This is a genomic window from Bacillus sp. mrc49 (assembly GCF_002803435.1).
In genome coordinates, this window is the sequence record NZ_PHNG01000017.1 from 1 (window position 1) to 625 (window position 625).

1 protein-coding gene and 1 pseudogene are annotated in these 625 nt (G+C 46.9%); one reads left to right on the plus strand and one right to left on the minus strand.

The genetic code is table 11. From position 1 onward, the window contains the following. Positions 1–129 (minus strand): annotated as a pseudogene (locus tag CVN76_RS00215) (flagellar assembly protein FliW); the annotation flags it as partial. Between the two features lie 89 nt (positions 130–218). On the opposite strand from CVN76_RS00215, the gene CVN76_RS00220 reads away from it, so the two are divergent. Then, positions 219–625, plus strand: a 407-nt coding sequence (locus CVN76_RS00220; RefSeq protein WP_198512383.1) for a RecQ family zinc-binding domain-containing protein, incomplete at its 3' end; no start/stop codon positions are given.

Consider the following 625-nt stretch of genomic DNA (forward strand, 5'->3'; position numbering starts at 1 on the left):
GGGTGTATCATCCAATGTAAGCAGGCAAAACTGTTTTTCCTCCAAAAAGCCCGGCAGCCCGCTTTCGAATCGATAGATTTCATTCGCCATTAATTCAATTTCGCCATGAAATTTGGTTTGTACATTCATCTCCGTTTTCACTCACCTGGCATATGCCATCGACAATGGAGGCATACCTTCAGGAAATAGGCAGGGCGGGGCGGGATCGGAAGCAAAGCGTGGCCATCTTATTATATAGTGATGGCGATGAAGGACTTCCGCTGCATTTGATGGAGCAACAATTGCCGACCGATGCTCAAATTGAAGGGGTATGCTCGTACTTGGGCGCTTCAGGCTTGACGCTGTCCCGTTGCACCCTTCCTGAAAAAGAACAGCTCTCGCAAGCCTATTCCTTGAACGAAATCCAGCTTCGTTTTTTCACTCAGCTCATGACAGCCAATGAAAACCCGTTACACCAAATGGCGGAGATGAAGCAATATTGCCAAAAGCGAAAGTCCGCCAATCAAGAAAAGCTGCATAAGTTCTTGAATTGGATTCATGCAAAGGAATGCCGGCGCTTAGGAGTATTGGATTACTTTGATGAAAAGCAGCAAGCAGTAAACCCGCAATGCTGTGACTACTGTGG